Annotated in this window: 26 protein-coding genes and 2 tRNA genes; 16 read left to right on the plus strand and 12 right to left on the minus strand. The window is 72.2% G+C overall.

The genetic code is table 11. The features are described from left to right. Window positions 1–66 precede the first annotated feature (66 nt). On the plus strand, window positions 67–2,142 hold the full coding sequence (locus AB0P03_RS09065; RefSeq protein ID WP_363628151.1) for a phosphocholine-specific phospholipase C: 2,076 nt from the start codon (window positions 67–69) through the stop codon (window positions 2,140–2,142). On the opposite strand, the gene AB0P03_RS09070 is transcribed toward AB0P03_RS09065, so the two are convergent. Next, window positions 2,132–2,680 (minus strand): hypothetical protein, encoded by a 549-nt coding sequence (locus AB0P03_RS09070; RefSeq protein WP_363628152.1) that lies wholly within the window; start codon window positions 2,678–2,680, stop codon window positions 2,132–2,134. The two genes, AB0P03_RS09065 and AB0P03_RS09070, sit on opposite strands and share 11 nt — an antisense overlap. Before the next feature lie 180 nt (window positions 2,681–2,860). On the opposite strand from AB0P03_RS09070, the gene AB0P03_RS09075 reads away from it, so the two are divergent. The 6 genes from AB0P03_RS09075 (at window position 2,861) to tgmC (ending at window position 6,989) form a co-directional block, all read left to right on the plus strand. Further along, window positions 2,861–3,103, plus strand: coding sequence for a hypothetical protein (locus tag AB0P03_RS09075; RefSeq protein WP_363583622.1), 243 nt, complete (start codon window positions 2,861–2,863; stop codon window positions 3,101–3,103). Further along, complete coding sequence (locus AB0P03_RS09080; RefSeq protein ID WP_363583620.1) at window positions 3,075–3,608, plus strand: DUF6879 family protein; 534 nt, start codon at window positions 3,075–3,077, stop codon at window positions 3,606–3,608. Before AB0P03_RS09075 ends, AB0P03_RS09080 begins: the two co-directional genes overlap by 29 nt. 31 nt (window positions 3,609–3,639) lie before the next feature. After that, complete coding sequence (locus AB0P03_RS09085) at window positions 3,640–4,488, plus strand: helix-turn-helix transcriptional regulator (RefSeq protein ID WP_363619969.1); 849 nt, start codon at window positions 3,640–3,642, stop codon at window positions 4,486–4,488. Between the two features lie 116 nt (window positions 4,489–4,604). Continuing rightward, on the plus strand, window positions 4,605–4,877 hold the full coding sequence (tgmA, locus tag AB0P03_RS09090) for a putative ATP-grasp-modified RiPP (RefSeq protein ID WP_363583616.1): 273 nt from the start codon (window positions 4,605–4,607) through the stop codon (window positions 4,875–4,877). A gap of 1 nt (window position 4,878) precedes the next feature. After that, a complete protein-coding gene (gene tgmB, locus AB0P03_RS09095) occupies window positions 4,879–5,850 on the plus strand; it encodes an ATP-grasp ribosomal peptide maturase (protein ID WP_363583614.1) in 972 nt (323 codons plus the stop codon). Continuing rightward, window positions 5,847–6,989: an ATP-grasp peptide maturase system methyltransferase gene (gene tgmC, locus AB0P03_RS09100; RefSeq protein WP_363628153.1), complete on the plus strand. Its 1,143-nt coding sequence runs from the start codon at window positions 5,847–5,849 to the stop codon at window positions 6,987–6,989. Before tgmB ends, tgmC begins: the two co-directional genes overlap by 4 nt. A gap of 21 nt (window positions 6,990–7,010) precedes the next feature. On the opposite strand, the gene AB0P03_RS09105 is transcribed toward tgmC, so the two are convergent. After that, window positions 7,011–7,214 (minus strand): DUF397 domain-containing protein, encoded by a 204-nt coding sequence (locus AB0P03_RS09105; RefSeq protein WP_363628154.1) that lies wholly within the window; start codon window positions 7,212–7,214, stop codon window positions 7,011–7,013. After that, window positions 7,211–8,038 carry a helix-turn-helix transcriptional regulator gene (locus AB0P03_RS09110; protein WP_363628155.1) on the minus strand — a complete coding sequence of 276 codons (828 nt, stop codon included), beginning with the start codon at window positions 8,036–8,038 and terminating at the stop codon, window positions 7,211–7,213. The genes AB0P03_RS09105 and AB0P03_RS09110 overlap by 4 nt, the downstream gene beginning before the upstream one ends. Before the next feature lie 102 nt (window positions 8,039–8,140). Between AB0P03_RS09110 and AB0P03_RS09115 the strand changes: the two genes are divergently transcribed. The 3 genes from AB0P03_RS09115 to AB0P03_RS09125 all read left to right on the plus strand — a co-directional run bounded on the left by AB0P03_RS09115 (window position 8,141) and on the right by AB0P03_RS09125 (window position 8,901). Then, window positions 8,141–8,269 carry a hypothetical protein gene (locus tag AB0P03_RS09115; RefSeq protein WP_363628156.1) on the plus strand — a complete coding sequence of 43 codons (129 nt, stop codon included), beginning with the start codon at window positions 8,141–8,143 and terminating at the stop codon, window positions 8,267–8,269. Further along, window positions 8,266–8,391, plus strand: a complete 126-nt coding sequence (locus tag AB0P03_RS09120) for a hypothetical protein (protein WP_363628157.1) — start codon at window positions 8,266–8,268, stop codon at window positions 8,389–8,391. Before AB0P03_RS09115 ends, AB0P03_RS09120 begins: the two co-directional genes overlap by 4 nt. A 204-nt stretch (window positions 8,392–8,595) precedes the next feature. Beyond that, window positions 8,596–8,901, plus strand: coding sequence for a hypothetical protein (locus tag AB0P03_RS09125; RefSeq protein ID WP_363628158.1), 306 nt, complete (start codon window positions 8,596–8,598; stop codon window positions 8,899–8,901). Window positions 8,902–8,912: 11 nt separating this feature from the next. Here AB0P03_RS09125 and AB0P03_RS09130 read toward each other — a convergent pair whose 3' ends face one another. After that, on the minus strand, window positions 8,913–9,719 hold the full coding sequence (locus AB0P03_RS09130; RefSeq protein ID WP_363628159.1) for a phosphoribosyl-dephospho-CoA transferase MdcG domain-containing protein: 807 nt from the start codon (window positions 9,717–9,719) through the stop codon (window positions 8,913–8,915). 173 nt (window positions 9,720–9,892) lie between these two features. Here AB0P03_RS09130 and AB0P03_RS09135 point away from each other — a divergent pair, with 173 nt between their 5' ends. After that, a complete protein-coding gene (locus tag AB0P03_RS09135; RefSeq protein ID WP_363583600.1) occupies window positions 9,893–10,120 on the plus strand; it encodes a hypothetical protein in 228 nt (75 codons plus the stop codon). Window positions 10,121–10,177: 57 nt separating this feature from the next. On the opposite strand, the gene AB0P03_RS09140 is transcribed toward AB0P03_RS09135, so the two are convergent. After that, the gene (locus AB0P03_RS09140) at window positions 10,178–13,381 is read right to left on the minus strand and encodes a S41 family peptidase (protein ID WP_363628160.1); all 3,204 of its coding nucleotides are present in this window, start codon (window positions 13,379–13,381) and stop codon (window positions 10,178–10,180) included. Window positions 13,382–13,615: 234 nt separating this feature from the next. Between AB0P03_RS09140 and AB0P03_RS09145 the strand changes: the two genes are divergently transcribed. Further along, window positions 13,616–15,343 (plus strand): glycosyl hydrolase family 18 protein, encoded by a 1,728-nt coding sequence (locus tag AB0P03_RS09145; RefSeq protein WP_363628161.1) that lies wholly within the window; start codon window positions 13,616–13,618, stop codon window positions 15,341–15,343. A gap of 62 nt (window positions 15,344–15,405) precedes the next feature. After that, a complete protein-coding gene (locus AB0P03_RS09150) occupies window positions 15,406–16,596 on the plus strand; it encodes an MFS transporter (protein WP_363628162.1) in 1,191 nt (396 codons plus the stop codon). Here AB0P03_RS09150 and AB0P03_RS09155 read toward each other — a convergent pair. The 4 genes from AB0P03_RS09155 to AB0P03_RS09170 form a co-directional block, all read right to left on the minus strand. Then, window positions 16,593–17,228, minus strand: coding sequence for a DJ-1/PfpI family protein (locus tag AB0P03_RS09155; protein WP_363583592.1), 636 nt, complete (start codon window positions 17,226–17,228; stop codon window positions 16,593–16,595). The genes AB0P03_RS09150 and AB0P03_RS09155 overlap by 4 nt on opposite strands. Further along, window positions 17,228–18,199 carry a GlxA family transcriptional regulator gene (locus tag AB0P03_RS09160; protein ID WP_363619950.1) on the minus strand — a complete coding sequence of 324 codons (972 nt, stop codon included), beginning with the start codon at window positions 18,197–18,199 and terminating at the stop codon, window positions 17,228–17,230. The genes AB0P03_RS09155 and AB0P03_RS09160 overlap by 1 nt, the downstream gene beginning before the upstream one ends. Before the next feature lie 152 nt (window positions 18,200–18,351). Further along, window positions 18,352–18,425, minus strand: a tRNA-Lys gene (locus AB0P03_RS09165). Window positions 18,426–18,498: 73 nt separating this feature from the next. Next, entirely contained in the window at window positions 18,499–19,407 is a 909-nt protein-coding gene (locus AB0P03_RS09170) for an NADP-dependent oxidoreductase (RefSeq protein WP_363628163.1), read from the minus strand. Between the two features lie 181 nt (window positions 19,408–19,588). Between AB0P03_RS09170 and AB0P03_RS09175 the strand changes: the two genes are divergently transcribed. Together AB0P03_RS09175 and pgi are read left to right on the plus strand one after the other, a co-directional pair. Next, window positions 19,589–21,172: a Na+/H+ antiporter gene (locus AB0P03_RS09175; protein ID WP_363583586.1), complete on the plus strand. Its 1,584-nt coding sequence runs from the start codon at window positions 19,589–19,591 to the stop codon at window positions 21,170–21,172. 175 nt (window positions 21,173–21,347) lie between these two features. Continuing rightward, window positions 21,348–23,009 (plus strand): glucose-6-phosphate isomerase, encoded by a 1,662-nt coding sequence (gene pgi, locus AB0P03_RS09180; RefSeq protein WP_350882566.1) that lies wholly within the window; start codon window positions 21,348–21,350, stop codon window positions 23,007–23,009. Between the two features lie 124 nt (window positions 23,010–23,133). On the opposite strand, the gene AB0P03_RS09185 is transcribed toward pgi, so the two are convergent. The 3 genes from AB0P03_RS09185 to AB0P03_RS09195 all read right to left on the minus strand — a co-directional run bounded on the left by AB0P03_RS09185 (window position 23,134) and on the right by AB0P03_RS09195 (window position 24,369). Continuing rightward, window positions 23,134–23,207, minus strand: a tRNA-Lys gene (locus AB0P03_RS09185). 68 nt (window positions 23,208–23,275) lie between these two features. Continuing rightward, on the minus strand, window positions 23,276–23,833 hold the full coding sequence (locus AB0P03_RS09190; RefSeq protein ID WP_063349288.1) for a bifunctional DNA primase/polymerase: 558 nt from the start codon (window positions 23,831–23,833) through the stop codon (window positions 23,276–23,278). 161 nt (window positions 23,834–23,994) lie between these two features. Further along, on the minus strand, window positions 23,995–24,369 hold the full coding sequence (locus AB0P03_RS09195) for a hypothetical protein (protein WP_363583584.1): 375 nt from the start codon (window positions 24,367–24,369) through the stop codon (window positions 23,995–23,997). 250 nt (window positions 24,370–24,619) lie between these two features. On the opposite strand from AB0P03_RS09195, the gene AB0P03_RS09200 reads away from it, so the two are divergent. Then, window positions 24,620–24,964, plus strand: a complete 345-nt coding sequence (locus AB0P03_RS09200; RefSeq protein WP_363628164.1) for a hypothetical protein — start codon at window positions 24,620–24,622, stop codon at window positions 24,962–24,964. Window positions 24,965–24,977 lie beyond the last annotated feature (13 nt).

Here is a 24,977-nt window from a genome sequence, read left to right on the forward strand (position 1 = left end):
GATCGATGAGCCCCGACTTGTGTACACAACATCGCCAGATCGCCAGTGAAGGGACGGGCCGGGCTGATGGCCGAGCTGAGTCGTAGGAAGTTCGTCACGCTGTCCGGTGCCGCCGCGGCGGGACTCGCCGTGGCAGGCACCAGCGCCGCAGGGGCCGCCCCCGGCGCGCCCGCGGTGGCCTCCACCGCCACGCTCCAGCAGACCGGCACCATCAACGACGTGCAGCACGTGGTGATCCTGATGCAGGAGAACCGCAGCTTCGACCACTACTTCGGCACGCTGCGCGGCGTGCGCGGCTTCGCCGACCGCAGCGCCATCCAGATAGCCGGCGGCTACAGCGTCTTCAACCAGCCCAACGGCCTGCTCGGCCGCCAGTACCCGTGGCAGTTCAGCCAGACCAAGCCGGCCGGCGGCGCCGACCCCGAGCGCCTCGCCCAATGCAACGGTGACCTCAGCCACGGCTGGAGCGATCAGCACAAGGCCTGGAACAGCGGCAAGATGGACTCCTGGGTCGCCGCCAAGGGCAACGTCCGCACCCTCGGCTTCCTCACCCGCCAGGACATCCCGTTCCACTACGCGCTGGCCGAGAACTGGACCATCTGCGACGCCTACCACTGCTCCGTGCTCAGCGCGACCGGCCCCAACCGCACCTACCACTGGTCCGGCCAGATCGACCCGGCCGGCAGCGCCGGCGGCCCCGCGTACGACGGCGGCGACGAGAAGGGCCTGCGCTGGCAGACCTACGCGGAGGCACTGGAGAGCGCCGGCGTCAGCTGGAAGGTCTACCAGAACGCCGCCGACAACTACGGCGACAACGCCCTCGCGTACTTCACCCAGTTCTCCGGCGCCCCGGCCGGCAGCCCGCTGGCCGTCAAGGGCATGGGCTCGGTGCCCAAGGCCACCGGCAGGACCCCGGACGACATCGCCGCCGCGATCAGGGCCGACGTGCTGAACGGCACCCTCCCGCAGGTCTCCTGGATCGTCCCCGACCAGGCCTCCTCCGAACACCCGTACGCCACCCCGGCCGACGGCGCGCACTTCGTCCACCTGGTGATCGACGCGCTGAACGCCGACCCGAACGTCTTCAACTCGTCCGTCCTGTTCATCAACTACGACGAGAACGACGGCTTCTTCGACCACGTCCCGCCGCCGGCCGCCCCCGCCGGCACCCCGGGCGAGTTCTACAACGGCACCAACATCGGCCTCGGCTTCCGCGTCCCCATGATCGCCGTCTCGCCCTGGACCCGCGGCGGCTGGGTCAACTCCGAGACCTTCGACCACACCTCCGTGCTGCGCTTCCTGGAGACCTGGACGGCCGCCCTCGGCACGCCCGCGCAATGCCGGAACATCAGCGACTGGCGCCGCCGCGTCTGCGGCGACCTGACCAGCGCGTTCGACTTCGCCAACCCGGTCTACGGCCTGCCCGGGCTGCCCGACACCTCGCAGACCATCGGCCTGTCGGCGTGCGGCCCGCTGCCCAACCCGGCCCCGGTCAACAACCAGTTGCCGATCCAGGAGACCGGCACCCGGCCGGCCCGCGCCCTGCCGTACCAGCCGAACGCCAACCTGGACCACCTGGAGTTCGGCTCCGGCGGGGTGATGAAGGTCTGGATCACGATGGACAACGGGGGCACGGCAGCAGCGAAGTCCGCCCACTTCGCCGCCTACGCCAACGCCTACCGCAGCGGCGGCCCCTGGCAGTACACCGTCGACCCGGGCGGCACCACCAGCGACTTCTTCAACTGCGGCACCAACTTCGGCGGTGGCCCCTACGACCTCACCGTCGTCGGCCCCAACCGCTTCCTGCGCCGCTTCAAGGGCGACGCCACCAAGGCCGGCAAGAACGCGGCCGTCACCGCCTCGTACGCGGTCGAGCCGGGGACGGGCAAGCTGGCGGTCTACTTCAAGCTCGCCAACTCCGGTACGACGCCGCTGACCTTCACCATCGCCTCCAACAACTACCGGACGGACGGCCCCTGGACGTACCAGGTCCCCGCCGGCGGCAACGTCACCGATTTCTTCAACGCCGTGGCCTATAACAACGGCTGGTACGACTTCACGGTGACGGTGGACGCGGACGCCGGCTGGTCCCAGCGCTTCACCGGCCACCTGGAGACGGGCACCCCCAGCGTCACCGGCTGACGGTCGTTGCTACATGGACGGAGACCCCACTACCCGCCTCGCCGGGCAGTGGGGTCTTGGGCGGACCGAACAGGGGGATCGGACGGCGAAGTCGCACGGTCCCGTCGCCACCGTGGATGCCGTGCTGGGGCTGGAGGTCTCCGTGCACCCACCCTTCGGCGTGGAGGTCTGCCACGGCGCGGCACAGCCCGACCGCAGCGGCCAGGGCCTCGTCCCGCCCTCCTTCGCTCTTGCGCAGGGGGCGGAGGGCCTGCCAGGTGGACGGTCCGACCAGCCACGGGGTGACGAACCAGACGCCGTCGTCGAACCGGCCGGCGGTCACGGTGTAGCCGGGGAGCTGGTCCAGCACCGAGGCTTCCCGCGCGGTGACCTCGGCGGCCTCGCCGGTGCCGAGCTTGATACTCGCGACGCCCCGCGGACCGGTCGCCTTCCAGACCGCCGAGCCCCGCCGGTTGCTGATCTCCTCCAGCTCCAGCGGTCCGCAGATGGCCGCCGCGGTTTTCAGCGCTTCGGCGGCCTCAGGAGTGAACTCGCCCATTCTCTTACTGCCTTCCACTCGCAAGGGATGTGCCGCTTGCGAGATGCGTCGGACCCGCTCCGAATGCGCCGGCCTGCTCCCCTTGCGCTCTTGAATGTCCGTCATCTCTGCGGAACGGTAATGCAAGGACGCGCAACCGGCTTGGCACGGGAGGACCCGATGGCACTACGGTTCAACGGGATGGACCCCGAGACCCAGGGGAACGGATCGCCGACGGTGTGGGTGGACGACCACGAGCGGGAGCTGGTGTTCCAGGGCTGGAAGCCCAGGGAGGAACTGCTGACCGAGGTCAGCACGACCGAGTGGGTTCCTGGCCACACGATCGGCGTCCCCGAGGGTGAGGCCGTGGTCCGTATCCCGCTCCGCATGGCGGCGATCATTAGGAAGGCACTCGATGACGCAGAACGTTCCGGACTTCTCTGACCTGCTCAAGGCCGCGCAACACTCGGCCGTGCACCTGGAGATGCGTGACTGGTACGGCGTGGGCGATGAGTCGACGGACTTCGCACGCTTCCAGCGGAGCGGCGTCCACCCCGATCTCGACCCCGAGTCCGAGGGCTGGGCCGGGTGGGTGCCTCTCGTCCGGGAGGCCGTCAGCCGGGGCGTGGTCATGCGCAGGGCCCGGATCGTTTCGGAGCCGGTGACCGACTACATCCGCTTCGAGCACGCCGGGACCGCCGTGAACGTCGCGGCCGGCGAACAGGTCCGTTGGCTTCCGCGCCGCCGGGCGTCGGACATCGCACTACCGGGCAATGACTTCTGGGTCTTCGACGGCCGGTTGGTCGAGTTCAACCACTTCACCGGCGTCGGGGACTGGGCCGACCCCAAATATGAACTGTCCGAGGACCCGGCGGTGGTGAAGCTCTGCGTCTCGGCCTTCGAAGCCGTCTGGGAGCGGGGCATCGACCACCCGGAATACACCGTCTGACCTCTGCGATATCCCACCGGACAGCCAGTTCATGCCCGCTTCTCCCTCATCCAGCGCGCAGGCCGCCCGCGCCGCCGTTGCCGCGCGTCTGCGCGAGCTGATGCTGGACGCCGGCCTCAAGGGGCAAGAACTGTCTGCCCGGTGTGGATGGCACCCGGCGAAGACCTCGCGCATCCTCTCCGCGAAAACGGCCCCTTCCGATGCGGACGTTCGGGCCTGGTGCATCGCCTGTGGCGCCGAGGAACAGGTGCAAGACCTCATTGCCACGGCGCGCGCTGTGGAGTCGATGTACATGGAGTGGCGTCGGCTCCAGCGCAACGGCATGCGCAAGGTCCAGGAGGACGTCTACGCGCTGAACGAGCGGGCCCGTCTGTGCCGGGTGTACGTGTCCAACGTCGTGCCCGGATTCTTCCAGACGCCGGCCTACGCCACGGCCTTGATGCGCTCCATCACGCAGTTCCAGGGAACTCCCGACGACGTGACAGAGGCCGTTGCCGCCCGCGTGGCCCGCAGCCGGTTCCTGTACGAGGGCGGCCGCCGGTTCGTGGTGTTGATGGAGGAGTCAGTGCTGAGGTACCGCATCGGCGATACCGAGGTGATGCGTGGCCAGCTTCGGCACCTGCTCACCGTGGGGCCGCTCGCCACCGTCTCCCTCGGGATCGTTCCGTTCACCGCCCAGCGCACCGTCTGGCCGCTGGAAGCGTTCTACTTGTTCGATGACCGGCACGCCGTGGTGGAGACCCTGACAGCCGAGATCAACGTCAGGCAGCCTCGCGAACTGGCCGACTACGCCAAGGCGTTCGTCCAGCTGTCCGAAGCGGCCGTCTACGGGGACGCGGCTCGCGCCGTGATCACAGCCGCGCTCGACACTCTCGGGTGAATCGGCGCAATATCTCGCAACTTCGTTGAGGCCGGGCGTGGCTTCTCCCTACCGTCGTTGGTGTTGCTCGGGCCGTGGAAGAGCACGGCAACGAAGAACATGGAGGCGCAGCACAGATGACAACCGCACCGTGGGGCACGACCCGAATGGGTCCGTACCCGGACACCCGCTCGGTCCCTGCCGTCTCGGCCGTGATCGACCCCGAAACGCAGGTTGCCGTGTTCGTGGACGATCAGGGTCGCAAGGTCGAGATGGGGGCGCACGGCACCAGCACGGAGACCAGCACGCCCACGAACACGGGCGGCGGTGACGGGCAGAGCGGCGGGCAGAGCGCACCCACCGACATGGACAGCATGCCAGCGAACGACCAGGACCAGGGCGCCGGCTGACATGGCGCAGGATCGACACCGGGCTGTCCTGGTCCTGACCAACGCGCACGACGTGACGGCCGATGTGGTGCTCCGCATCCTGGCCGAGCGCCGAGTCCCGGTCGTCCGGGTGGACCCCGGTGCCGATCTGCTCGGGGGTGCCTCGCTGACCGCCCACTACAGCAGGAGCGAGCAGCGGGGCACTCTCCGCACATCAAGCCGGGAACTCGACCTCACTCGGGTGCGGTCGGTCTGGGTCCGCCGGCCCTCGCCCTACCGGGCGCCGCCGGGACTGGACGAACACGCGTCCAAGTTCACCAGTGCGCAAGCATTTTGGGGTGCTGGCGGCATCTTCGCGTCGCTTCCCGACGCCCACTACGTCAATCACCCGTGGCACATCCGGAACGCGGAGTACAAGCCCGCACAGCTTGTCGTGGCGGGCCGGAGCGGTTTCCTGGTGCCGAACACGGTCATCACCGCCGATACCGACGAAGCGCGCCGGTTCTGCGCCGACCAGTCCGGCGGAGCCGTCTACAAGCCGGTGTGGGACAGCCGGTACCGAGCCCCCGACGGCACTGCGCAAACGGTGTGGGTACGGGAAGTCGATCCGGCCGAGATCACCGACGCCGTGTCCGTGTGTCCGCACATGTTCCAAGCCGCCGTGTCCAAGTCGTTCGACGTGCGGGTGACCGCCGTGGGTGACCGGTTGTTCGGTGTCCGGATCGGCAGTCCCGATCTCGACTGGCGCGAGCGTCAAGACCTGATGACGTGTACGCCGATCGAAGTGCCCGGGCCCGTTGCGCGCTCTGTGATCGCTTATCTGAACGAACTCCGCTTGGTTTACGGTGCGTTCGACTTCGCGGTGACCGCCGCAGGTGACTGGTACTTCCTTGAGTGCAACCCCAACGGCCAATGGGCCTGGCAGGGTGTCGACACCGCTTCGGCGATTGCCCACGCCATCGCCGACCAACTGGAGAAGGGCCCCGACTCGTGAGCGCATCGGCTCAGCTCCGCGCCGCCCTGGTGGACGGGCTCACCGGGGACGATGCGGTCGACGATCCGGCCTGGAGGGCCGCCGCGTTGGCGGTGCCCCGGGAACTGTTCGTCGGATCGTTCTTCGCGGCGGTCCCGGGAAGCAATCCGACCGCGTACCGCCCGGTGCACAGGACCGACCCTGGTTGGCTGGAGCAGGTCTACTCGAACGAGACGCTGGTCACCCAGCTCGACGGGCGGACCCGCCCCGAGGACGTGGCCGAGGGGGCGGTGATCGGGACTCCGTCGTCATCGTCCACCTTGCCGTCGCTGGTGCTGCGCATGTGGCACCAGCTCGGCGCCGAGACCGGGCACCGGGTGCTGGAGATCGGCACGGGGACCGGCTACTCGACCGCCCTCGGCGCGCACCGCCTCGGGGACGCCAACCTGACCAGCATCGAGTACGACCCGGCGGTCGGCGCCACTGCCGCTGCCGCGATCAAGGCGGCGGGGTTCGCTCCCCGGCTGGTCATCGGTGACGGGCTGCTCGGCGACCCGGACGGGGGCGAGTACGACCGGCTGATCGCCACCTGTGCGGTCCGGTACCTGCCACCCCGCTGGCTGCACCAGGTGAAGCCCGGCGGCGTCATCCTGGCCACCCTGTCCGGGTGGGGGCTCGGGTTCGGACTCGTGCGGCTGGTCGTGACGGCCCCGGGAGAGGGGACGGGGCTGTTCATGCCCGGCTACACCAGCTTCATGATCGCCCGCCCGCACGACCGCCCGCCACGCCAAAGCCTCTCGCTGCTTCCGGGGGACGAACGTCCGTCGCGGATCGACCCCGAGGTCATCGGCACGTGGACCGGCAGTTGGGTCGCCCAGCTCGCGGCGCCCTCGGCCGAACGGATGGGAGCCGGCGGGCACCAGATCCTCTCCGATGTGGCCACCGGATCGCAGGCCCGGACCATGCCCAACCCTGACGGGGGATGGTCCGTGGTTCAGCGTGGCCCGCTCCGGCTCTGGGACCAGGTGGAGAACGCCGTCGAAGCCTGGCAGCGGGCCGGCGAGCCGCACCAGGAGGGGTTCGGCATGACGGTCTCGGCGGCCGGGCAGCGGGTCTGGATCGGAAGTACGGACGGACCGGGCTGGAACCTGCCGATCTGACCCTTGTGCTCAGACCGGGCGTCAGGCGGTGTCGAACTCGCCGGCTCGGAGGGCGGAGACGAAGGACTGCCAGGCCTCGGTCGGGAAGAGGAGGGCCGGGCCGTCGGTGTCCTTGGAGTCTCGGACGGGGACGGTCCCGGACGGGATCAAGTTCCCCGCGACCTCGATGCAGTCGCCGCCGTTGCTGCTGTACGAAGACTTGAACCACTGAGGCTCGGCGGTCACGGTAGTTCCTCTCTCAGCTGGCTGATCAGGGCCACAGACTCGGCTTGTGAGAGTGCGAGGGCCTGTAGCTGATAGTAGGCCGTGAGCATCGGCGGTACTGCGCCGCTGTCCCGTTCCAGGTTCCCTTGTTGCGCTGATTCGGCGTAGGACATCAGCGATCGGTCCGGAAGGGTGATGATGTTCACCGGGAGATCGAACGATCGTTCCTCGCCTATGGCGTACGGAGCCACCTGGAGAACGGTGTTGGGCATCCGGGCGAAGGCTGCAAGCTCGTCGAGCTGGGCGGCCATGATGGACTTTCCGCCGACCGGCCGTCGGATGCAGCTCTCATCCAGGACGACGTGGATCAGCGGAGGGGTTTCCCGGCGCAAGTTCGCCTGTCGGCGCGCAAGGTAGGCAACCCGCTCCTCGGCCTGGTCCTCCGTGATGCTGCCCCGCCGGAGCGCGCCCGCCGCGATGGCCCGTGCGTAGTCCATGGTCTGAAGCAGCCCCGGCACGATACCCAAGGTGAACAGTCTCAGTTCCACCGCCCTTGACTCGTGCGCGACGTACTCCGGGAAGCCTTCGAGGAGCGCCGAGGTCTTGAGGTCGAGCGCCTTGCGGGCGAACACGCGATCCCATCCGAAGGCTTTGTCAAGTTCGCGAGCCAGACGCGGCGTTGGGGGACGTCGACCAGTTTCCACGGCTGACACGTGCGTGGGTGAATAGCCGATCGCGCTCGCCAAATCTTCCTGCCGCCAACCCCGTTCCTCTCGTGAGCTGCGGAGGAACGCACCGAACTCTGCGGCTGGAGACGAGTCGGGGTCCAGCTCGGCCTTGTTCATGAACCACTCTCCAAGCACGTTTGAGAGGTTGAAGGACGTCCAATGCTAGAGGACAGTGGCGACCCCGGGTAGTCGTTAAACTACGGAACGGAGTCAGCTGTGGTGAGCAAGGAGTCCCCGACCGGGCCGCTCTACCGCCCGCAGGTCGGCGAGTTGGTCGAGGACGGGACGACCGGCAGGGGCGTCGTCTCCATGGGCGTCCCCGCCGAGCCCCGTGGTCGGACCGCGTGAAGCGCCAACCGGCGCTCGGCGTCGACGTGTTGGCCGCCATCCTCATGGCCGGTGTCGTCGCGTCCGAACCGATCATCCGGCGGGCCACCCAGCGGCGACTCGGCCGGGACCGCCGCCGATGACCGGCCCTCCGACCTGCCCCGCACCGGACTGCTGCGCCCCGGTCGATCTGCTCAACGACGCCAACGCGGCCGGACGGACGTGGAACTGCCCGAACTGCGCCCGGTGGGGCGTCGCCTGGTCGTCGGGCTACCTGGCGAACCAGCCGTTCGAGGAACCCCTCGTCGTCCTCGGCCGCCGGAAAGTCCGGAAGGTGGTGAACCGCGATGCCGATGTTCGGGCGCGCGTTCCTCGGCCTGATGCGTAAGGCTCGGGTCACCTGCTTGTGGCTCTGGGGTACACACCTCCAGTTCGCGCCGCCGGTCCTGTGGCTCAGCCCTGAACGGCGCCGAGCGGTCGCGGCGGTGGAGCGGACACTCGCCGAGGAATGGCACATCCGGCAGACCTGCGACGAGGCCGCCCGGGACGCCCTGCACGCCGAGCTGTGCGAGGTGATGGCCGGACTCCACACCCCGGCCGTGTCCCGTCGCCGGCCCCGGGCGGTATCCCGGCCGCCCAACCGGCCCACCTGATACGACGCGGCTCAGACGAACGGGCCGCGCGGGAACCACGGGTCGCGGACCTCCCGGGGCCCGTCCGGAGTCAGCAGGGTGAGGGTGTACGGCGAGGCCGCGTACTCGGCGAGCTGCACCGAGCCGTAGCGGGTCTCCAGTTCGGCCTGCACCGGGACCGACAGCCTGCTCAGCGCCCGCCGCAGTTGCAGCGCGTCCCGGCGGCTGATCGGGTGCGGGGTGCGCAGGACCAGTCGCAGCGGGCTCAGCGGTCCGGCGACCGGCACGCCGGTGCCCAGCTCGTAGCCGACCGCGCCGATCGGGCCCCAGGACAGCCGGTGGTCCGCGACCAGCCGGCCGACCGCCGGCAGCAGGGCCAGCGCCGGAATCCCGGCGACCCGCTCGGGGTCCAGCCGCCCGCACCGCCCGGCCAGCTGCTCGGGCCGCAGCGTCCGGGCCACCGCGGCCCAGGGCGCCAGCGCGTCCAGCCGCTGTCCGGGGCGTGGCCCGCGCACGATCACCGGGATCCACTGCTCGGGGGCGGCCTCCGGGTCCCGGGTGCAGCGCTGCGGGTGCGGCACGTCCGCCGGGGTGCCGACCAGGGAGGGGGCCCGGCCGACCGTCACCCAGGGGTGCACCCGCAGCACGGCCCGCGTCCAGTCCGGCAGCTCGCCGCCCGCCAGCGGGCGCAGCGAACTGGGGCACTGCATCAGCAGCAGGTCGTGGGTGCCGGGCAGCCGCCCGTCCAGCGCGGCCAGCGGCCCGACCCGCCGGCGCGGCCCGTCGTGGGGGTCCTCGGCGGTGCGACGGGCTTGGCGGGCGGAAGGTGCGACGGTCACGGTGGGCTCCAGACGGTGGCGTCAGTTCGGCCGACGGCTCCAATCTGCGCCGGGTGCCCGCCTCCGCGCCACGGCCGTTGGGCGCGTTCACCAGGGACCAAAGGCTCAACGTGCGACTCCGGGTGCCCGGTGTGAGAGTGGGGGAAGCCCGGTATCCGTTCGGAGGAGGAGTCATGGGCATCTTCGACAGGTTCCGCCACAAGGCGCACGAGGCGACCGGGCAGGACGCCGCCGAGCGTGCCGCCATCGCCCACGACGAGGCCGTGGACGCGTACAGTCCCGAGATCGAGCGGGCCCGCGAGACCCAGGAGGCCCGCGAGTCGGAGCGGCGTGCCGCCCAGGACGAGGCCGACCGGCGCGCGGCCGAGAACATGACGGCCGAGGGCGACCCCTGGGGCTGAAACCCCAGAAGACCCCCCAAGCCGCAAGCTCCAAGTCCCAAGTCCCAAGTCCCCAGGTCACCGCGCCCGCGGCGGCAGCGGCGGGCGTCGCAGATCCGGCCGGGGGGTGTCCTCCGGCGGGGGAGCCGCGGCGGGCGCGTCCTCCAGCAGGTCCAGCGCCAGCTGGACGGCGGCGACCAGCTCGGGGTGGCGCCCGCGGGCCCAGTCGCGCGGGGTGCGCAGCACGTGCACGTCCGGTTCGACGCCGCGGTTCTCCACCGACCAGCCGAGTCCGCCTTCGAACCAGGAGGCGTTCTTGGGCACCGAGATCCGGGTGCCGTCGCCGAGGGTGTGCCGCCCGGTCATCCCGACGACCCCGCCCCAGGTCCGGTTGCCGACGACGGGGCCGAGGCCGAGCAGCTTGATCGCCGCGATGACCACGTCGCCGTCCGAGCTGGTCGCCTCGTCGGCGAGCGCCACGAGCGGGCCGCGCAGTGCGTGTCGGGGCCAGCGGACCGGCTGGCGGTCCCGGCCGAAGTCCCAGGCGAGGACGTGCCGGGTGAGTTTCTCCAGGACCAGTTCGGAGACGTTGCCGCCGGCGTTGCCGCGCACGTCCAGGACGAGTGCGGGCTTGTCCAGCTCGCGCCGCAGGTCGCGGTTGAACTGCGCCCAGCCGGAGCCGCCGAGGTCCGGGATGTGTAGGTAGCCGCACCGGCCGTCGCTGAACTCCCGGACCAGGAGGCGGCGTTTGGTCACCCAGTCCTGGTAGCGGACGGCCCGTTCGTCGGTCAGCGGGGTGACGGTGATCCGCCGTACCGGGCCGTCCGGGCTGCTACGCAGGGCCAGTTCGACGGTGGTGCCGCCGGTGCCGGCCAGCAGCGGCAGCGGGCCGCGCACCGGGTCCACCGGGCGGCCGCCGACGGCGAGCAGTTCGTCGCCGTCCCGGACGCCCTGGGCGGCGAGCGGGGCGCGGGCGCGCGGGTCGGAGGTCTCGCCGGGCAGCACCCGCTCGACCAGCCAGCGTCCGTCGGGGGAGCGGTGCGCGTTGGCGCCGAGCAGGCCGAGCGGCTGCTGGCCGAGCGAGGGCCCTTCGGCGCGCCGGGACGGGGTGACGTAGGCGTGCGAGGTGCCGAGTTCGCCGAGGAGTTCGCGCAGCAGGTCGGCGAAGTCGTCGGGTGAGCAGACCCGGTCCAGCAGCGGCTCGTACTGGGCGGTCAGGGCGGGCCAGTCCAGGCCGGACATCCGCTCGTCCCAGAACTGGTCCCGGACGATCAGGGCGGCCTCGTGGTAGGCCTGGCGCCACTCGGCGGCGGGGTGCACGGTGTGGGTGATCCGCCGCAGGTCGACGGTGCTGCCGGCGCCACCGGTGACCGGGACGATCCGCAGGGTCCCGGCCGAGTAGACCGCGATCGAGCCGCCGTCCCCGGAGACGGCGTAGCCGTCCAGCTTGTCGACCAGGGTGGTGCGGGTGCCCCGGGCGAGGTCGAAGTACTCCAGCGAGGGGCGGCCGGAGGTGTCGTCGGGGCTGGCGAAGGTCTGCCCGAGGGTGCCGGAGATCGGCCAGCGCAGCCAGACCAGGCCGCCGCGCACCGCGTCGGTGGCCGAGTACTTGGAGGCGATCACCGGGAACTGCAGCAGCCGCTCGCCGATGCCCTGCGGGTCGACGCGGACGGTGCCGTCGCCGCCGCCGTTGCCGTGCGGGGCGCCGTCCTCGGCGGGCGCGGCGAACGGGGACGGCGTGTCGGCGGTGAGCGGGACGAGGTAGGGGCGGCAGCCGAGCGGGAAGGAGAGGTCGCCGGTGTGCACGTCGTGGACGGGGTCGAAGCCGCGCCAGGACAGGAAGGCCAGGTAGCGGCCGTCCCGGGTGAACACCGGCTGCTCGTCCTCGAAGCGGCCGTCGGTGACTTCGGTGACCGGCCCGGGTGCTTCGGTGCGGGTGAGCCGGATCCGGCGCAGTGAGCGCCCGGCCACCGGCTGGGACCAGGCGATCCAGTGCGAGTCGGGGGAGAAGCGGGCGCTGGAGACCGGCCCGTAGCCGGAGGCGGCGAGTTCGCGGACGGCGCCGTCGGCGGCGGCGACCAGCAGCAGCCGCCCGTCGGAGGCGGCGACGGCGAGGTGGGCGCCGTCGGGGGAGGCGGTGAGTTCCAGGACGCGGCCGATCCGGTCGGCGGCGAGCACCCGGTGGCGGTGCTTCTCCGTTTCCTCGTGCCCCGGCAGCGGCATCACCTCGATCGCGTCGGCGCCCTCGGCGTCGGTGATCCAGGCGGCCTCGCCGGTGTGTCCGAGGATCACCGGCAGCCGGGTCCGCACCCCGGGGGTGTCGGCGAGCGCGCGGGCCGGGCCGTCCTTGTGGGTGAGCCAGTACTGGCTGCCGCGCACGGTGATCACCCCGGCCCGGCCGCTCTGGTCGCAGGCCAGGTCCTTGACCTGGGAGGCGGCGCTGACCTGGTACGGGCGGCGGCCGGCCCGGGCGCCGCCGAGCGGGACGGCGAGCCGGCGCGGGGCGGGGGCGTCCAGGCCGTCCAGCAGCCAGAGGTCGCCGGCGTGCTGGTAGACGATCCGGGTGCCGTCGGTGGCGGCCTCGCGGGCGTAGTAGGAGGCGTGGTCGGTGTGCCGGCGCAGGTCGGTGCCGTCGGGGCGGCAGGAGTAGACGTTGCCGATGCCCTCGTGGTCGGAGAGGAAGGCGACCCGCCCGGCGACGGGCATGGGGGAGGCGAGGTGGCCGGGGTGGCCGGCCAGGATCTGTTCGCCGTCCGCCCAGAGCCGGCCGGTGGCGCCGCCCCGGTAGCGCTTCCAGGCGGCGGGCTCGTGCGGGGCGGCGCCGGTGAGCAGCACGGTGCGTTCGCGGCTCATCTGGGCGTCGCCGACGGGGCCCCAGGGCATCCGGTGGCCGGGGGAGCCGTCGGGCGGCAGGGCGTGCGCCCAGGTGTAGTGGCCGAACGGCTCGTGGTAGGAGGTGACGGCGAGCACCTCGCCGTCCGGCAGCCAGCCGCGCACCCGGGTGTCCTGGCTGCCCCAGTGGCTGAGCCGTTCGGCCTCGCCGCCCTCGACGGGGGCGGTCCACACCTCGGGGGTCAGGTTCAGCCAGCTGGTCCAGGCGAGGGTGCGGCCGTCGGGGGAGAAGCGGGGGTGGCTGACCCGGGTGCGGTCGCAGCTGACCCGCCAGGCCCGGCCGGCGGCGCCGGCGGCGTCGAGCGGGGCGATCCAGATGTCGTCCTCGGCGGTGAAGGCGAGCAGCCCGCCGTGCAGGTGGGGGTAGCGGAGGTAGCCGGGCGGGGTCACCCCTCCATCCTTCGACGGAGTGTCACCTCCGGCAACCGGGGCGGCCCGTCGGGGCTGCCTGGCGGACGGTGCGTAGGCCGCGGACCGGTCTGGACCATTGACACCGCAGTGTCGAATCCACTTCAGTGGTCTAGTCCAACTTGGGTGCCAGGCCGGGCCGCTCCCCCCCACTGGCGCGTGCTCCGGCGTGCCCTCGGACGTCCCCCACGACCGCGCCATCGCAGGAGCCCCCGCATGCGCAGAACCACACCCGCACCCGCCCCCGCCCGCCGGAAGCAGTCCCGCACCCTGCTCGCCGCCGGCACCGCCTCCGCCGTCGCCGCGGCCACCCTGGTCGGTGTCACCCTGGGCCTGGCGCCCGCCGCCTCGGCCGGCGAGTTCCTGGTCAACGGCGGCTTCGAGTCCGGCTCGCTCGGCCCCTGGAGCTGCACCGCCAACTCCGGCAGCGTCGTCACCAGCCCGGTGCACGGCGGCGGCTACGCCCTCGCCGCCGCGGCCACCGCGGGCGACACCGCCCAGTGCGGCCAGACCGTCACCGTCGCCCCCAGCACCACGTACACGCTCAGCGCGTACGTCAACGGCTCGTACGTCTACCTGGGCGTCGACGGCGGCGGCCCCAGCACCTGGACCCCCGGCACCGGCGGCGGCTACCAGAAGCTCAGCCTCAGCTTCACCACCGGCGCCACCCAGACCAGCGCCACCGTCTACACCCACGGCTGGTACGGCCAGGGGACCTACTACGCGGACGACGTCTCGCTGGACGGGCCGGGCGCCCCCAGCCCGACGCCGACGCCCACCGGGTCCCCGACGCCCACGCCGACCGCGACGCCCACCGGGACACCGACGGGAACGCCCACCGGCACCCCCACCGGTACCCCGACCGGGACACCGACGGGAACGCCCACCGGCACCCCCACCGGCACCCCGACCACCCCGCCGCCGCCCGGCAGCCACGCCCTGGTCGGCTACCTGCACGCCAGCTTCGCCAACGGCGCCGGCTACACCCGGATGGCCGACGTCCCGAACTCCTGGGACTTCATCGACCTCTCCTTCGGCGAGCCCACCTCCGTCACCTCCGGCGACATCCGGTTCAACCGCTGCTCCGTCACCGACTGCCCGACCGTGGAGTCCGACGCCGACTTCAAGGCCGCCATCGCCGCCAAGCGGGCCCAGGGCAAGAAGGTGCTGATCTCGATCGGCGGCCAGAACGGCCAGGTCCAGCTGACCACCACCGCCGCCCGCGACACCTTCGTCAGCTCGGTCTCGGCGATCATCGACAAGTGGGGCCTGGACGGCCTGGACATCGACTTCGAGGGGCACTCGCTCTCCCTCAACACCGGCGACACCGACTTCAAGAACCCGACCAGCCCGGTCATCGTCAACCTGATCTCCGCACTGAAGACCCTCAAGGCCAAGTACGGCCCGGGCTTCGTGCTGACCATGGCGCCGGAGACCTTCTTCGTCCAACTCGGCTACCAGTACTACGGTTCCGGTCCCTGGGGCGGCCAGGACCCGCGCGCCGGGGCGTACCTGCCGGTCATCTACGCGCTGCGCGACGACCTCACCCTGCTGCACGTCCAGGACTACAACTCCGGCTCCATCATGGGCCTGGACAACCAGTACCACTCGATGGGCGGCGCCGACTTCCACGTCGCGATGACCGACCTGCTGCTCAACGGCTTCCCGGTGGCGGGCAACACGAACAACATGTTCCCGCCGCTGCCCGCCTCCAAGGTGGCCATCGGCATGCCGGCCACCACCAACGCCGGCAACGGCTACGTCGCCCCGGCCGAGGTGAACAAGGCCCTGGACTGCCTCACCAAACTGGCCAACTGCGGTTCTTACGTGCCACGTTCGGGCGCCCAGCCGAACCTGCGCGGGCTGATGACCTGGTCCGTCAACTGGGACCAGTTCGGGGGCCGGGAGTTCTCCAAGAACTTCGACGGCTACTTCCGCCGCTGAGGTGACGTCGGTGGGAACCGTGCTTGAACCTGACACCGGTGTGAGGATCGAGCATGGTTCCCATGGCGACCACACAGCTCCCGACTCCCTTAGCCCGCACCCCTTTTCCCCTGCCCGCCCTGCTCGCCCTGGCCACCGCCGTCTTCGTCACCGCGCTCACCGAGACCCTGCCCGCCGGCGTGCTGCCCGGGATGGGCGGGGCCCTCGGCGTCAGTGAGTCGGCCGCCGGGCAGACCGTCACCGTCTACGCGCTCGGGACCGCCGCCACCGCGATACCGCTCACCGCAGCCACCGCCGGCTGGGGCCGCAAGCGGCTGCTGCTCACCGCGATGGCCGGCTTCGCCGCCGCCAACACCGTCACCGCGGCCTCCGCGAACTACCCGCTCACCCTGGCCGCCCGCTTCCTCGCGGGCGTCGCGGCCGGCCTCGCCTGGGCGCTGCTGGCCGGGTACGCGCGCCGGCTGGTGCCGGTCGAGCAGCAGGGCCGGGCCATGGCGGTGGCGATGGCGGGCGTGCCGGTGGCGCTGTCGCTGGGAGTGCCGGTCGGCACCTTCCTCGGCCAGGCGCTCGCCTGGTGGGTGCCCTTCCTGGCCATGACGGCACTGGCGCTCGGCGTGATCGGCTGGATCGCGGCCCTGCTGCCGGACCAGCCCGGACAACCCGCCGGTGAGCGCGCCCCGGTGCGGAGCGCGCTCACCGTGCCCGGGGTGGCGCCGGTGCTCACCGTGACGGTGCTCTTCGTGCTCGCCCACACCATCCTGTTCACCTACATCGCGCCCTTCCTCGACCGGACCGGCCTCGGCGACGCGACCGACACCGTGCTGCTGGTCTTCGGCCTGGCCTCGCTGGCGAGCATCTGGTTCACCGGTTCCCACATCCACCGCCGGCTACGGCAGTTGACGATCGGCGGTGCGCTGCTGGTCGCCCTGTCCGCGGGCCTGCTCGGCCTCTGGTCGCACAGCACACCGCTGGTGTACGCCGCCGCCGCGCTCTGGGGCCTGGGCTGGGGCGGCGCCCCGACCCTGCTGCAGACCGCCGTCGGCGACGCGGGCGGCGAGCGGGCGGACGCCGCCCAGGCGGTACTGGTCACTCTGTGGAACGCCGCGATGGCGGGCGGCGGCGTGGTCGGCGGCCTGGTGCTGGGCCGCCTGGGCACCGGCGCCCTGCCCTGGACGGTGCTCGCCCTGATGCTGCCCGTCCTGGCGGTGGTCACCGGCGCCCGCCGCCACGGCTTCCCGACCGGGCGCCGTTAGCGCAGCTGGAGCCCGTTGGCCAGCAGCTCGGCGACCAGCTCGGGCCGGGCCGTCGCGACCGAGCCCGCCGAGTACGGCGGCTGCGGGTCGTACTCGATGACCAGCTGGATCGCCTCCGCGGTCGCGTCCCCGGCCATCAGGCCGGTCAGCGTCAGCGCGAGGTCGATCCCGGCCGAGACCCCGGCCGCGGTCGCGTACTTGCCGTCGACCACGACCCGCTCCGTCCCGGTCGGCTCCGCCCCGAACTTCTTCAGCGCGTCGAGGCAGCACCAGTGCGAGGTGGCCCGGCGCCCCGCCAGCAGTCCGGCGGCGCCCAGCAGCAGGGAGCCCGAGCAGACCGAGGTGGTCCAGGTGGTGGTGGCGTCCACCGCGCGCACCCACTCCAGCACGGCCTGGTCGGCCAGCCGGGCCTCCGTCCCGGGCCCGCCCGGGACGAGCAGCACGTCGGCCGCGGCCACCTCGTCCAGGGCGGCCTCCGCGGTCAGCGACAGGGTCTTCATGTCGGTGCGGACCGGGCCGCGCTTCGCGGCGGTGAACACCACCTCGGCGCCGGGGATGCGGGACAGCACCTCGCAGGGGCCGACGGCGTCCAGGGCGGTGAACCGGTCGTAGAGCAGAACGGCGATGCGCATCAGTGTCCTCCAACAGGATCGGGTCGGAAGCGGCGTCGGTACTCGGCGGGCGGGGCGGCCAGGGACCGGACGAAGGCGCGCCGCATCGCCTCCGGGGTGCCGTAGCCGCAGGAGCGCGCGATCTCCTCGATGCCGTCGGCGGTGTCCTCCAGCAGCCGCCGGGCGGCCTCCAGCCGGACCCCGTCCACGTACCGGCCCGGGGTCACCCCCACCTCGGTGGCGAAGGCCCGGGCGAAGTGCCGCGGTGACAGCGCCGACCTGCGGGCCAGCGCCTCGACCGACAGGTCGGCCTCCGGGTGCTCGGCGATCCACCGCTGCACCTCGCGCAGCGGCTGCCGGGCCGCCACCTGGGCGGCCAGCTGGGTGCTGAACTGGGCCTGGTTGCCCGGCCTGCGCAGGAAGACCACCAGGTGGCGGGCGATCAGCAGGGCGGCGTCGCGTCCCAGGTCCTCCTCGACCAGGGCCAGCGCCAGGTCGATCCCGGCGGTGACCCCGGCCGAGGTGGCGACGTTCCCGTCCCGGACGTGGATCGGGTCCGGGTCCACCTCGACGTCCGGGAACCGCCGGGCCAGCGCCTCGCAGTACGCCCAGTGCGTGGTCGCCCGGCGCCCGGCCAGCAGCCCGGCCTCGGCGAGCAGGAAGGCCCCGGTGCACACCGACACCACCCGCTCGGCCCGGCCGGCCAGCTCCCGGATCCGTGCCACCAGCGCACCGTCCGGGAGGTCGCTGCCCAGCCCGCCGGGGACCAGCAGGGTGTGCACCGGCCCGACCCCGGCCAGGTCCGTGTCCGGCAGCAGCCGCAGCCCGCTGTGGCTGCGCACCGGCCCGCCGCCCGGGGAGGCGGTGGTCACCCGGTACGCCCCCGGCTGCCCGGCGGCCGCGCCCGCCCCCGCGAACACCTCCACGGGACCGGTCACGTCGAGGCTCTGCACGCCCTCGTAGAGGACGACGACCACGCTGCGCGCTCTCATGCGACCAGCCTGTCACCGGGCCGCAGTGGCAGCAATGACCCGTTTCCCACCTTTCCTGCCACAGTCGGCGGGGATGCCGGTGGGATTGCCGGCGGGGAGCGCGGAAACGCCGGAAGGCCCCTCGCTCTCGCGAAGGGCCTTCCGGCTGTCTGTGCGCCGCCAGGGACTCGAACCCCGGACCCGCTGATTAAGAGTCAGCTGCTCTAACCAACTGAGCTAGCGGCGCCTGCTGACGCGGAGAACATTACCTGGTCAGCAGCCGAAACACACAATCGGCCCGGGTGGCTGCGCACGCAGCGTCACGGCACCAGGACCACCTTGCCCCGGACGTGCCCGGCGCCGACCAGCCGGTGGGCCTCGGCGGCCCGCTCCAGCGGCAGCGCCTCGGCGATCTCCAGCCGCAGCCCGCCCGCCTCCCACAGCCGCACCAGCTCGGTCAGCCGTGCGGCCGTGCGCGGCCCCCGCAGCCCCCGTACGCCCAGCCGCTCGGCCTCCGGGTAGTCGACCACGGTGCCGATCCGGCTCCGGTCGGCGACCAGCTCGACCGAGGCCGCCAGCGCGCCCCGCCCGGCGGCGTCGAAGGCGGCGTCCACGCCCTGCGGCGCCACCGCCCGGACCCGCTCGACCAGCCCCTCGCCGTACGCGACCGGGATCGCGCCCAGGTCGCGCAGGTAGTCGTGGTTGCGCTCGCTCGCGGTGCCGATCACGGTGGCGCCCCAGGCCCGGGCGAGCTGGACGGCGACGGTGCCGACCCCGCCGGAGGCGCCGTGCACCAGGACGGTGTCGCCGGGGCCCACCGCGAGCAGGGTGAGCGCCAGGTGCGCGGTCTGGCCGGAGGCGGAGAGCGAGCCGGCCTGCTCCCAGGGCATGCCGGCGGGCTTGGCCACCAGCTGGGAGGCGTCCACCGTGACGAGCTCGGCCTGGCTGTCCAGGAAGCGGAAGCCCAGTACCTCGTCGCCGACCTGCCGGCCGGAGCCGCCCGGTCCGAGTCGGTCCACCACTCCGGCGAACTCGTTGCCGAGGACGAACGGCGGCTCGACGACGGCCCCCGGCGGGCGGAAGCCCTCCCGGATCGCGAGGTCGACCGGCTGCACCCCGGCCGCGAGGACCCGCACCCGCACCTCGCCCGGTCCGGGTTCCGGGTCGGGCACCTCGGTGACCCGCAGGACCTCCAGACCGCCGGACCGCGTGACGGTGACCGCCTTCATGTCTGCTCCCGCCCTCTCGAATGTTCGACATTCGACTGCTTGACTGTTCGAACACCCCCGATCCTCGGACCTGAAGTCCGCTTGAGGTCAAGCGATTGTTCGGCGTGTCTTCACTGATGGGCGCATTGTCAGATTTATCCTGGGCGGCGCTCAGCCGTCCGTTGTGGAGAGGAACGTTTCCGTGGGCCAGCTGCCCCTGTTCTTCCTGGTGCTGCTCGCCTCCGTGGTGACCATGCCGCTCGCACGCAAGACCGGAGTGCCGCAACCGGTCCTGATGACCCTGCTCGGCATCGTCATGGCGCTCGTCCCGCAGATCCCGGACGTCACCATCGAGCCCGAGCTGATCCTCCCGCTGGTCCTGCCGCCGCTGATCTTCGCGGTCGCCCGGCGCTCCTCGGTGCGCTACTTCAAGGCCAACGTCCGCTCGATCCTGCTGCTGGCCGTCGCCCTGGTGGTGGTCACCACGGCCGCGGTGGCCGGGGCGGTGCACTGGCTGCTGCCCGCCCTGCCGGTCGCCGCCGCGATCGCGGTCGGCGCGCTGGTCTCCCCGCCCGACCCGGTGGCCGCCGTCGCGGTGGCCGGCAGCGTCGGCCTGCCCCGGCGCCTGGTGTCGATCCTGGAGAGCGAGGGCCTGTTCAACGACGTCACGGCGATCGTCGTCTACTCGCTGGCCATCGAGGCCGTGGTCAGCGGCGACTTCTCGATCGGCCACGCGGTGCTGCGCTTCATCCTGTCCGCGGTGCTCGCCGTGGTCGTCGGCATCGCCCTCGGCTGGGTCAACACCAAGCTCGCCGAGCGCCTGGACGACCCGACCCAACAGGTCGCGCTCAACCTGCTGGTGCCCTTCGCCGCCTACGCCATCGCCGAGGAGATCCACGGCTCCGGCGTGCTCGCGGTCGTGGTCTGCGCGCTCTACCTCGCCGAGCGGGCCTCCGACGCCGACGCCGTCTCCTTCCGGCTGGTCGGCAACGCCTTCTGGGAGGTCGTCGAGATCCTGATCACCGGCGTCGCCTTCGGCCTGATCGGCCTGGAGCTGGCCACCGTGCTCAAGGAGGCCGGCCGCGGCTGGACCGGCTTCATCGGCGACGCCGCCGTGGTCATCGGCGTGGTCGTGGTGGTCCGACTGCTCTGGCTGCTGCCGGCCGGCTGGCTGTCGAAGAAGCTGCGCAGCGGCGACGACGAGGACACCCCGTTCAGCTGGAAGGAGAGCGTGATCCTCTGGTGGTCCGGCATGCGCGGCGTGGCCACCGTCGCCCTGGCCCTCGCCATCCCGCTCACCCTCCACTCCGGCGAGGAGTTCCCCGAGCGCGGCCGCCTGGTCTTCATCGCCTTCAGCGTGGTGCTGTTCACCCTGCTGGTGCAGGGTCTCACCCTGCCCTGGCTGGCCAAGCGGTTCGAACTGGACATCGACCAGGACAAGCACGAGCAGGCCGTCCGCCAGCTCTGGTGGCGGGCCGCCAAGGCCGGGCTCAGGCGGCTGGGCGAACTGGAGGAGCAGGACCGGCTGCCCGCCGAGGTCGCCGACCGCCTGCGGGACCGTCAGCACGACCGGCTGGCCCGGCTCTGCCCGGAGAACTACGCCGAGGAGGAGGCCGCCGAGGCCAAGCTGCGGCTCAGCCAGTGGCGGGCCGCCCGGGAGGTCGAGCAGGAGATGATCGCCGCCTCCCGGCGCGAGATGCTCGCCGCCCGCAGCGAACTCGGCGCCGACCCGGAGCTGGTCGACCAGGTGCTGCGGGGGCTGGACCTGCGCTCGGAACGCAAGTGACGGCCTGTCCGGCCCCGCCGGGCGGAATGTGCGCGACCGGCTCCGCGGTTGCATAGGCTGAGCCCGGGCAGGCCGTCAACGGAGTCGGCGCACCACCAGTACCCGCACGACCTCGCGAGACCCTCACCGCCTGGCCCTGCCGGTTTCCGCACCCAGATGAATCGAGGAACCACCGATGTCGGAGACCCGTGCCGACGCCCGCACCCCGCTCGACCGCACCCCGCAGTGGGCCGCCCTCGGCAAGCACCGGGCCGCGCTGGGCGAGACGCACCTGCGCGAGCTGTTCGCCGCCGACCCGGAGCGCGGCCGCCGCTACACCCTCCAGGTCGGCGACCTGCACGTGGACTACGCCAAGCACCTGGTCACCGACGAGACGCTGGAGCTGCTGCGCGAACTCGCCGCGGCCACCGGCGTCGCCGAGCTGCGGGACGCGATGTTCCGCGGCGAGAAGATCAACAACACCGAGCACCGCGCCGTCCTGCACACCGCGCTGCGCGCCCCGCGCGGTGCCGTGATCGAGGTCGACGGCGAGAACGTGGTGCCCGCCGTGCACGCCGTCCTCGACAAGATGGCCGGCTTCGCCGAGCGGGTCCGCGGCGGCGAGTGGCGCGGCCACACCGGCAAGCCGATCCGCACCGTCGTCAACATCGGCATCGGCGGCTCCGACCTCGGCCCCGCGATGGCCTACGAGGTGCTCCGCTCGTTCGCCAAGCGCGACCTCGACGTCCGCTTCGTCTCCAACGTGGACGGCGCCGACCTGCACGAGGCGGTCCGCGACCTCGACCCGGCCGAGACGCTGTTCATCGTCGCCTCGAAGACCTTCACCACCATCGAGACCATCACCAACGCGGTCTCGGCCCGCGACTGGCTGCTCACCGGGCTGGGCGCCGGCACCGAGGCGGTGGCCAAGCACTTCGTCGCGCTGTCCACCAACGCCGAGGGCGTGCGGGACTTCGGCATCGACACCGACAACATGTTCGAGTTCTGGGACTGGGTCGGCGGTCGCTACTCCTACGACTCGGCGATCGGCCTCTCGCTGATGATCGCCATCGGCCCCGACGCTTTCCGCGAGATGCTGGACGGCTTCCACCTGGTCGACGAGCACTTCCGCACCGCGCCGCCGGAGCAGAACGTCCCGCTGCTGCTCGGCCTGCTCGGCGTCTGGTACGGCGCGTTCTTCGACGCCCAGGCGCACGCCGTGCTGCCCTACTCGCACTACCTGTCGAAGTTCACCGCCTACCTCCAGCAGCTGGACATGGAGTCCAACGGCAAGTCGGTGACCCGCGACGGTTCGCCGGTGACCTGGCAGACCGGCCCGGTGGTCTGGGGCACCCCCGGCACCAACGGCCAGCACGCCTACTACCAGCTGCTGCACCAGGGCACCAAGCTGATCCCGGCCGACTTCATCGGCTTCGCCAAGCCGGTCGCCGACCTGCTCCCGGGCCTGGTCGCCCAGCACGACCTGCTGCTGGCCAACTTCTTCGCCCAGACCCAGGCGCTGGCCTTCGGCAAGACCCCGGAGGAGGTGGCGGCCGAGGGCGTGCCCGCCGAACTCGTTCCGCACAAGACCTTCCAGGGCAACCACCCGACCAGCACCATCCTGGCCGCCGAGCTGACCCCCTCGGTGCTCGGCCAGCTGGTCGCGCTCTACGAGCACAAGGTCTTCGTCCAGGGCGCGATCTGGAACATCGACTCCTTCGACCAGTGGGGCGTCGAGCTGGGCAAGGTGCTCGCCAAGCGGATCGAGCCGGTGCTGCTGACCGGCGAGGGCGCCGAGCAGCTGGACAGCTCCACCGCCGAGCTGGTCGCCCGCTACCGCGCGCTGCGCGGCCGCTGAGCCCCGGTCGGGCCGTCCGCTCCGGCGGGCGGCCCGGTCCTGTTCCCTTGTTCCCTGATTCGCTGATTCGAGCGGGAAACGCCGAGAGGCCCCTTGCTTTCGCAAGGGGCCTCTCGGCTGTCTGTGCGCCGCCAGGGACTCGAACCCCGGACCCGCTGATTAAGAGTCAGCTGCTCTAACCAACTGAGCTAGCGGCGCCTGCTGACAGAGAAGACTTTAGCAGCGCCCGGGGTCCGCGCCAAAATCGAATACCGGCCGTCCTCCGTTCACCCCCCGGTCACGGCCGCCGCGCCGGCGGGCACGGCCGCAGCCGGCTCCCGGGCCGCACGCACGCACGCCCACAGCACCACCGAGGCGCCCGGCAGCCACGGCTCCCGGTCCTCCGGGGCGACGATCCACCGGCCGGAGCCCAGCCCGGGGGAGTCCGGGCCGTTCACCATCCGCTGCACCGGCGGCACGGTCACCGCGTCGCCCTTGCCGTGGCACAGCAGGGGCGGCACGTCCCGGGCCCACTCCTCCCAGGCCAGCAGCCTGCGCAGCCGGGGCCCCGCGCCGGGCTGGACGAACAGCAGCGTCCGCCCCCGGTAGGAGGCGACCGGCCCGCAGCCCGGCCCGGAGGCCCACAGCTCGTCCAGCACCCGGCGGCCGAACAGCGACGGCATGCTGATCACGTCGAAGGCGCGCCCGCAGGGCAGCACCGAGGGTGCCCACGGCCGGGCCTCCCAGAGGGCGCGCATGCTGCGCGGGTACTCGCTGGCGGAGGCGAGCCAGGCCTCGCCGGCCACGGTGACGTACTCCACCGACTGATACGTCCAGATGTCCACGGACAGCAGCCTGTGCCGTCCGCGGGCCGGACGGGAGGGAAAGCACGGTTTGCCGTACAGGACGACGGGGAACGGCGTACCCTTCCCCGCTCGCGCATATGCCAGCGGCTGATGCCGGAGCACCGGGGCCCGGCGCTCCGGCGCCCCGTGCCCGGCTGCGCTCAGTCCTCGTGGCGGCGGGGCTGGAGCAGCCCGCGGCCGTACTCGATCATCTTGGCCGCGTAGTCGGGGGTCCAGTCCGCCCGCTGCGCGATCTCGGCGTCGGACAGCGCGTCGAAGCGGCGCGGGTCCGCCAGCTGTGCGGCGGCGACCGCCTGGAAGTCGGTGGCCCGCTCGGCGGCCGTCCGGAAGGCCAGGGCCAGCTCGGTGGAGCGGCGCAGCAGGTCCGCGGGGTCGTCGATCGACTCCAGATCGAAGAATCGTTCCGGCTCCGGTTCGGCGGACTGCGGCTCGAACAGCAGCTGCACCGGACGCAGACGCCGCGCGGGGTCGGCCTGACCGCCGTGGTCGGACGCCTTCGTGTGGGAGTCGGGCATGAACGGACACCTCCGGGTCTCGGTGGGGGTGGGCGGCGGCTGCTCCGGGCCGCGCCGCACGGCCGTGGCCGCCGTCCATTGTCGCGCGGCGGCGGCCGGTAACGGAACGGTGCGCGTGCGGGCGCTATTCCCCCGCACGCGCCGGGGTCGCGCTACTCCTTCGGGTGGTCGGGCGCGTGCGGTGGCGTCGGGGCGTCGGGGCCGTCGTTGTCCCGGGTGTTCCAGCGATCCACCACCCCAGGGAGAACCCATGCCCCTACGCAAGGGCCTCGCGGCCGGACTCCTGCTGATCGCCCCGGCCCTCGGACTGGCCGCGGCACCTGCGGCCGGGGCCGCCGAGACGACCGTCGTGGTGACCGGGCCGTGGAGCGGCCCGGGCGGCTGGTCGATGGCGACCTGCCCCCAGGGCTCCCACCTCACCGGGGGCGGCTACGTCTTCCGGCCCGCCGCCTCCGGCGACGCCGTCCTGGTCAACGCGCCGAACCCCGACGACCCGAGCACCTGGGCGGTGCGGGCCGAGCACGGGACCGTCCGGGCCTACGCCGCCTGCGAGACCGAGACCGAGACCGAGACCGAGACCGAGACCGAGACCTGACCCGCCCGGCCGG

Source organism: Kitasatospora sp. NPDC088779, from assembly GCF_040685395.1.
GTDB lineage: Bacteria > Actinomycetota > Actinomycetes > Streptomycetales > Streptomycetaceae > Kitasatospora.

Coding starts and splice junctions, on each gene's coding strand:
- AB0P03_RS09195 (WP_363583584.1), bottom strand. CDS start 24,369: ATGCCCGACTCCCACACGAAGGCGTCCGACCACGGCGGTCAGGCCGAC.
- AB0P03_RS09080 (WP_363583620.1), top strand. CDS start 3,075: ATGACGCAGAACGTTCCGGACTTCTCTGACCTGCTCAAGGCCGCGCAA.
- AB0P03_RS09125 (WP_363628158.1), top strand. CDS start 8,596: ATGCCGATGTTCGGGCGCGCGTTCCTCGGCCTGATGCGTAAGGCTCGG.
- AB0P03_RS09135 (WP_363583600.1), top strand. CDS start 9,893: ATGGGCATCTTCGACAGGTTCCGCCACAAGGCGCACGAGGCGACCGGG.
- AB0P03_RS09075 (WP_363583622.1), top strand. CDS start 2,861: ATGGACCCCGAGACCCAGGGGAACGGATCGCCGACGGTGTGGGTGGAC.
- AB0P03_RS09110 (WP_363628155.1), bottom strand. CDS start 8,038: ATGAACAAGGCCGAGCTGGACCCCGACTCGTCTCCAGCCGCAGAGTTC.
- tgmA (WP_363583616.1), top strand. CDS start 4,605: ATGACAACCGCACCGTGGGGCACGACCCGAATGGGTCCGTACCCGGAC.
- AB0P03_RS09155 (WP_363583592.1), bottom strand. CDS start 17,228: ATGCGCATCGCCGTTCTGCTCTACGACCGGTTCACCGCCCTGGACGCC.
- AB0P03_RS09160 (WP_363619950.1), bottom strand. CDS start 18,199: ATGAGAGCGCGCAGCGTGGTCGTCGTCCTCTACGAGGGCGTGCAGAGC.
- AB0P03_RS09200 (WP_363628164.1), top strand. CDS start 24,620: ATGCCCCTACGCAAGGGCCTCGCGGCCGGACTCCTGCTGATCGCCCCG.
- tgmB (WP_363583614.1), top strand. CDS start 4,879: ATGGCGCAGGATCGACACCGGGCTGTCCTGGTCCTGACCAACGCGCAC.
- AB0P03_RS09085 (WP_363619969.1), top strand. CDS start 3,640: ATGCCCGCTTCTCCCTCATCCAGCGCGCAGGCCGCCCGCGCCGCCGTT.
- AB0P03_RS09065 (WP_363628151.1), top strand. CDS start 67: ATGGCCGAGCTGAGTCGTAGGAAGTTCGTCACGCTGTCCGGTGCCGCC.
- AB0P03_RS09150 (WP_363628162.1), top strand. CDS start 15,406: ATGGCGACCACACAGCTCCCGACTCCCTTAGCCCGCACCCCTTTTCCC.
- AB0P03_RS09145 (WP_363628161.1), top strand. CDS start 13,616: ATGCGCAGAACCACACCCGCACCCGCCCCCGCCCGCCGGAAGCAGTCC.
- pgi (WP_350882566.1), top strand. CDS start 21,348: ATGTCGGAGACCCGTGCCGACGCCCGCACCCCGCTCGACCGCACCCCG.
- AB0P03_RS09070 (WP_363628152.1), bottom strand. CDS start 2,680: ATGGGCGAGTTCACTCCTGAGGCCGCCGAAGCGCTGAAAACCGCGGCG.
- AB0P03_RS09170 (WP_363628163.1), bottom strand. CDS start 19,407: ATGAAGGCGGTCACCGTCACGCGGTCCGGCGGTCTGGAGGTCCTGCGG.